Origin of the sequence: uncultured Anaerotruncus sp. (assembly GCF_902490045.1) — a bacterium.
Classification (GTDB): domain Bacteria; phylum Bacillota; class Clostridia; order Oscillospirales; family Ruminococcaceae; genus Anaerotruncus.
Map to the genome: position 1 here is coordinate 1 of NZ_CABUCJ010000151.1, position 5,055 is coordinate 5,055.

Consider the following 5,055-nt stretch of genomic DNA (forward strand, 5'->3'; position numbering starts at 1 on the left):
CTCATCACCACCGGCAGCGGCGCGCGGCTGGCGCTCGACGACCGCGAGACGCCGACCGACGCGGTAATCGTCGGGATTATTGACGAATGAGTTTTTTCACCGGGAAAGGAGGGGAAGCCCCGTGGAGCTGGAGCAGCTGAGGGAAAAGATCGAGGCCGCCGGCGTTGTGGGCGCGGGCGGCGCGGGATTCCCCACCCACCGGAAGCTGGCGCGGGGGATCGACACGGTGCTGGTCAACGCCGCCGAGTGCGAGCCACTGCTCTACACCGACTTCACCCTCCTGCGGGAGCATCTCGACCGGGTGTGCGAGGGCGCGCGGGAGCTCTGCGACGCGATGGGTGCCGCGGAGGCGCTCGTGGCGATGAAGGAGCACACCGCCCTGCGGCTCGGCATCGCGCGGGGGGAGGAGCTCCCCTGCGGCGCGCGCGCCGCGCTGCTGCCCGACGCCTACCCGATGGGGGACGAGATCATCATGATCTACCAGGCGCTCGGCCGGGTCGTGCCGCCGGGGCAGCTGCCCAGCGCGGCGGGCGTGGTCGTCGTCAACGCCGAGACGGCCTACAACGTCTCGAACGCCGTCCGGGACATTCCCGTGACGGAGAAGTGGCTCACGATCGGCGGCGCGGTGGAACATCCCGTCGTTGTGAAGGTGCCGGTCAACTGCGGCGTGCGCGCGGTCCTACACGCGGCGGGGGTGGATGTCCCCGCGGGGCATGTCGTCGTGGACGGCGGCCCGGCGATGGGCAGTATCGTGAATCCCGCTTCCGCCGTCGTCACCAAAAAGACCAAGGCGCTGCTCATCCTGCCGGAGGGGATTCCGGCGATCGCAAACAAGGCCGCGCCGGTCGAACGGCTACTCAAACGGGTGCCGTCCGCCTGCTGCCAGTGCATGTACTGTACCGAGCTCTGCCCGCGCCATCTGCTCGGGTATCCGCTCCAGCCGCACAAGACGCTGCGGGCCGTGGGCGCGGGGACGCCGGGCAACCCGGAGGACCTGCTGACCGCGTCGCTCTGCAGCGGCTGCGGGGTGTGCACGCTGATGGCCTGCTGCCAGGGGATCGCGCCGTCGGCGGCGATGACCGCCGTCAAGCAGAGCTTGGGCAGGCACCGGCTCGGCTACCGCGCGAGCGGGCCGACAAAACCGGACCCCGAGCGGGATTTCCGGATGGTGCCGGTCAGCCGGTTCAAAAGCCGGATTGGCGTGGCAAAATTCGACCGGGAGGCCGAATGGACCGGCGACCTGCCGGTTGAGCAGTCCCTCTGGCGGCTGCCGCTCTCCCAGCATGTGGGAAAGCCGTCAGAGCCGGTCGTGGCCGCGGGCGACGAGGTGGCGGCGGGCCAGATGGTCGCGAAGGCGCGGGAGGGCATCTCCGCGGCGCTGCACGCACCGGTCGCGGGAAAAATTTCCCGCGTGACGGAAACGGAAATTGAAATGACGACGGGCGGGGTGAAATAAGAATGGACTATGCGGTAGGCGTACTGGAACTGCGGAGCATCGCCCGGGGAATCGAGGCGAGCGACGCCGCGCTCAAATCCGCCGGGATCCGGCTTATTTCGGCGCAGCCCATCTGCCCCGGAAAGTTTGAACTGGTGATCACCGGCGAGCTCGCGCAGGTGAGCGCCGCGATGGACAGGGTGAGGGCCGGCTTCGAGGAGAGCCTGCTCGATTCGGTGCTGCTCGGGCGGATCGACCCGGCGGTGGTCAGGGCGCTGCTCGGCGCGCAGCCGGAGGCAAAGCGCGGCGCGCTCGGCACGATCGAGACGTTCACCGTCGCGAGCGTGATTCTGGCCGCCGACTGCGCGGTCAAATCCGCCGATGTGGAGATTCTCGAGCTGCGCACCGCGCGCGGCATGGGAGGCAAGGGTGTCGTCCTGCTGACGGGCGACGTGGCCGACGTGACCGCCGCTGTCGAGGCGGGCGCGCGCTACGCCAAGGAGCAGGGCGTGTTCGTGGGCCAGTCGATCCTCGGCGCGCCCCACGAGGAGCTTTGGAACTTCCTGTAACCAGGGGGGACTTTGAAAAGCCCCCCTGGGCCCCCGAAACTTTTGGTTCAGGCGGGCCCCGTTCCTCCCCGGCTTTTTGAGAAAAAGAACAAGGTCCGCCGCCCTGTGCGATGCAGGGCGGCGGACCCTGTTGCATTTTATGGAGTGGAGTCCGCCGCGCTTTGAACGGGCGGGTCCGGCATCACCGCGTAGATGGGCGGGGTCACGTCGAGCGTGACCGGGCCGGGCGGGGCGTGCCCGGAGAGCCAGGCTTCCCGCTCCGCGTCGAGCGCATCCCGGAGGGCGTAGGGGTCGGGCCGTCCGGGCAGGGAAACCTCCGCGGGCGCGGGGGAGGGGGCATATGTCTCGGGACAGGCGGGAACGGCCAGCTCGGTGAGGATGATTTCCCGCTGCTCGGGCGTGACCGCGCCGCCGTAGTAGGCAGCGAGGGATTCCCCCCAGCGGTGGTCGGCGAGCATCGTCCGGTCGTCCCGCAGAAAGTACCGGAAGCTCACCCGTCCAGATTTGGCGACGTTCTGTTCGAGCTGGGGGTCTAGATGGTACCACCGCCCGTCGAGCTGGACGACGGTCCACGCGTGGTCGACGAAATCCCCCTCGATCGAGATCGTGAGCCCCGACACATACTGCGCCTTGTAGCCCAGCCGCCGCAGCAGGACGGCCATCGCGGCCGCGAAGTCCTCGCAGGAGCCGACGCCGAAGCGCAGCGGGCTGAGGGCGCGGTTTTCGAGATAGGGTGGCGGCGTGTCCGGGTCGCCGTGGTACCTCCACGAATCGAGCCCCACCGGGTCGGCGAAGTAGACGTTCTCGATGAGCCAGAGGTAGGCCGCGCGGATTTCCTCCACGGGCGGCAGCTCCCGCGCCGCAATCGGCGCGGCGATTTCGTCCGCCAGCGAGGCGATCCACGCATTTTCGAGCGGCAGGGCCGCGCGTCCGGAGGACGGTACGGAGGCGGCGCTCTCCGGACGCGGCGGGGCTTGGGAAACGGGCGTCTCCGGCGGCGCGGGGGACGGCGTCTCCGCCGGCGCACCGCAGCCCGCGAGCAGGAGCAGGGCTGCTGAAAAAAGAGCGGCGAATCTTTTCATCTGGGGTTCTCCCCTCGGTTGGTACCATCATTATAATGGGATGGGGCGGGAAAAGCAAATATTCGGTTGACAGCTGTCCCCGGGGAAGGGTACAATTTTGTTAATAGAGTGTGTACATGAAAGGGAGGTGCGGGGATGCGGCGGATGCTGGCGGCGGTCCTGGCGCTGCTTTTTTTGCTCGCGGGCTGCGCGTGGGCCGCGCCTTCCCCGGCCGGCGGCGCGCCGCCCGCTTCGCCGCCGCGCCCGGAGGGCTACGCGCGTTCCCTGCTGGACGGGGAGGCGCGCGCGGCCTACGACGGGCTGTGTTCCGCGGCGGAAGGCTGGCGGGTGGGGGAGGAAATCCTCCTTGCCTCTCCCGTCCCCGCGCGGGCGATGCGGGCGGCTTACGACGCGCTGCTGCTCGACCGGGCGGAATTTTACTGGCTGCGCTGTGAAATCCCGGCCGGGGAGCGGGCAGACCGCTTCACCCTCGGGGTGGGGGAGGGGCTGACCCTCCCGGAGGCGCGGGAACGCCAGCGGCAGATCGACGCGGCCGCGGACGCCCTGCTTGACGGCATGGAAAACCTGCCCGCCCCGGAGGCGGCGGTGCGGGTGCACGACGCGCTGCTGCGCCGCGTCTCCTATGAGGAGGGCGCGCAGGGCGGGGACGCGGGCAGCCTCTACGGCGGGCTTGTGCGCGGCGGCGGAGTGTGCGGCGCCTACAGCCGCGGCTACCAGTACCTGATGCAGCGGCTGGGCGTGCCCTGCGCCTTTTTGAGCGGCACGAGCGTGCGGGGAATCCCCCACGCGTGGAACGCGGTGAAGCTGGAGGACGGGTGGTACTACGTCGACGCGACGTGGGACGACCTGCCGGACGAGATCGGCTACCTCTACCACGACTACCTGCTCGTCACGCTGGAGGAGATCTCCCTCGAGCACTTCCCCGAGCCGGGGCAGTACCGCGAGCTGCCCCCGGGGGATTCCGACCGCTACAGCTACTACCGGCAGTTCGGCTACTGCGCCGACCTCGACAATCCCGACCCGGTCGCGGCGATGGCGGCGGGCTCGCGGACCAGCCGCTTTCGGCGGCCAAACGGCCCGTATTCCTCGAAATCAAGCTGTTTGGGGAGTACGAGGCGTTCACCCGCTGGCGGGAGATCTACCACAGGGAGATCTTTCCGGTGCTGCGCGCGGTTTCCGCCCGGCTGGAGGAGGAAAACATCCCGGTGGAAATCGACACGACCGGTTACATCGAATATAACTACAACGACAATACCCAGGTGCTGACGCTCTTCCCGAACGCGTCGGCGGCCGCGTGAACAACCGGAAAGGAGAGCGCGACATGTCTGATTTCGACGACAACCGCCCGCAGGAGGAAAACGGGGGCCCTTCCCCGCAGGAGGAGCCGCGTCCCGCGCGGGAGTTCCCTGAGGAGGCCCCGGGGGAGCCGTCCCCGCCGCAGGGCGGGAAAAAACCGAAGCTCAGCCGGCCCGCGCTGGTCGCGCTGGCCGTCCTGGCGGTCTTCCTGCTGGTCGGGGTGCTGGGCTGGTGCGTCACCCTCAGCTTTCCCAAAAGCCCCGTCAACGCGCCTGCGCCGCCTGCCGAATCCGGGCCGTCCGGCGGGTGGAACTATCCGTCGCAGGACGCGATGAGCACGCTCACGGTCGACGACTTCTACCTGCCGCTCGACGGGACGATCCGTGTTTACAGCGACGTTCCAGCCTCCCAAAACGGCCTGTCGGCCGGTTTCCTCGAGGAGAAGGTCACCTTCGACCCGCCGGTGGAATTCACCGTCGAGCAGGAGGATGAGAAGCGCTTCCTCCTCCATGTGGAGAACGGCAAAAACCTCAAGGACACCCGGCTCAAAATCAGCTACTACAACAGCGACTACAACTACGAGACGGTGGTGGATTCCCACTTCTCCGCGCGGGTGAGCCTCGGAGGGGAAGCGGCGGGGATCCCGATCGAGGGACCCGTTTTCGTCGAGTTT

General features: G+C 68.5%; 6 protein-coding genes. 5 read left to right on the forward strand and 1 reads right to left on the reverse strand.

What is annotated here, in order from left to right; genetic code table 11:
* Positions 1 to 3: 3 nt before the first annotated feature.
* From RDM88_RS11715 to RDM88_RS11725, 3 genes are read left to right on the forward strand one after another with little or no spacing between them, the layout of a single operon-like run.
* A complete protein-coding gene (locus RDM88_RS11715; protein ID WP_308755016.1) occupies positions 4 to 90 on the forward strand; it encodes a EutN/CcmL family microcompartment protein in 87 nt (28 codons plus the stop codon).
* A gap of 31 nt (positions 91 to 121) precedes the next feature.
* Positions 122 to 1,456, forward strand: a complete 1,335-nt coding sequence (locus RDM88_RS11720; protein ID WP_308755011.1) for a 4Fe-4S dicluster domain-containing protein — start codon at positions 122 to 124, stop codon at positions 1,454 to 1,456.
* Positions 1,457 to 1,458: 2 nt separating this feature from the next.
* A complete protein-coding gene (locus tag RDM88_RS11725; protein WP_308755012.1) occupies positions 1,459 to 2,004 on the forward strand; it encodes a BMC domain-containing protein in 546 nt (181 codons plus the stop codon).
* Between the two features lie 137 nt (positions 2,005 to 2,141).
* Here the strand turns inward: RDM88_RS11725 and RDM88_RS11730 are convergent, their stop codons facing one another.
* Positions 2,142 to 3,086: a transglutaminase-like domain-containing protein gene (locus RDM88_RS11730; protein WP_308755013.1), complete on the reverse strand. Its 945-nt coding sequence runs from the start codon at positions 3,084 to 3,086 to the stop codon at positions 2,142 to 2,144.
* 135 nt (positions 3,087 to 3,221) lie between these two features.
* Here RDM88_RS11730 and RDM88_RS11735 point away from each other — a divergent pair, with 135 nt between their 5' ends.
* On the forward strand, positions 3,222 to 4,352 hold the full coding sequence (locus RDM88_RS11735; RefSeq protein WP_308755014.1) for a transglutaminase domain-containing protein: 1,131 nt from the start codon (positions 3,222 to 3,224) through the stop codon (positions 4,350 to 4,352).
* Between the two features lie 55 nt (positions 4,353 to 4,407).
* On the forward strand, positions 4,408 to 5,055 hold a 648-nt coding region (locus RDM88_RS11740; RefSeq protein WP_308755015.1), incomplete at its 3' end, for a hypothetical protein.

Excerpts from the sequence above, each read along its gene's own strand:
- RDM88_RS11725 (WP_308755012.1), top strand. The coding sequence starts at position 1,459 with ATGGACTATGCGGTAGGCGTACTGGAACTGCGGAGCATCGCCCGGGGA.
- RDM88_RS11735 (WP_308755014.1), top strand. The coding sequence starts at position 3,222 with ATGCGGCGGATGCTGGCGGCGGTCCTGGCGCTGCTTTTTTTGCTCGCG.
- RDM88_RS11730 (WP_308755013.1), bottom strand. The coding sequence starts at position 3,086 with ATGAAAAGATTCGCCGCTCTTTTTTCAGCAGCCCTGCTCCTGCTCGCG.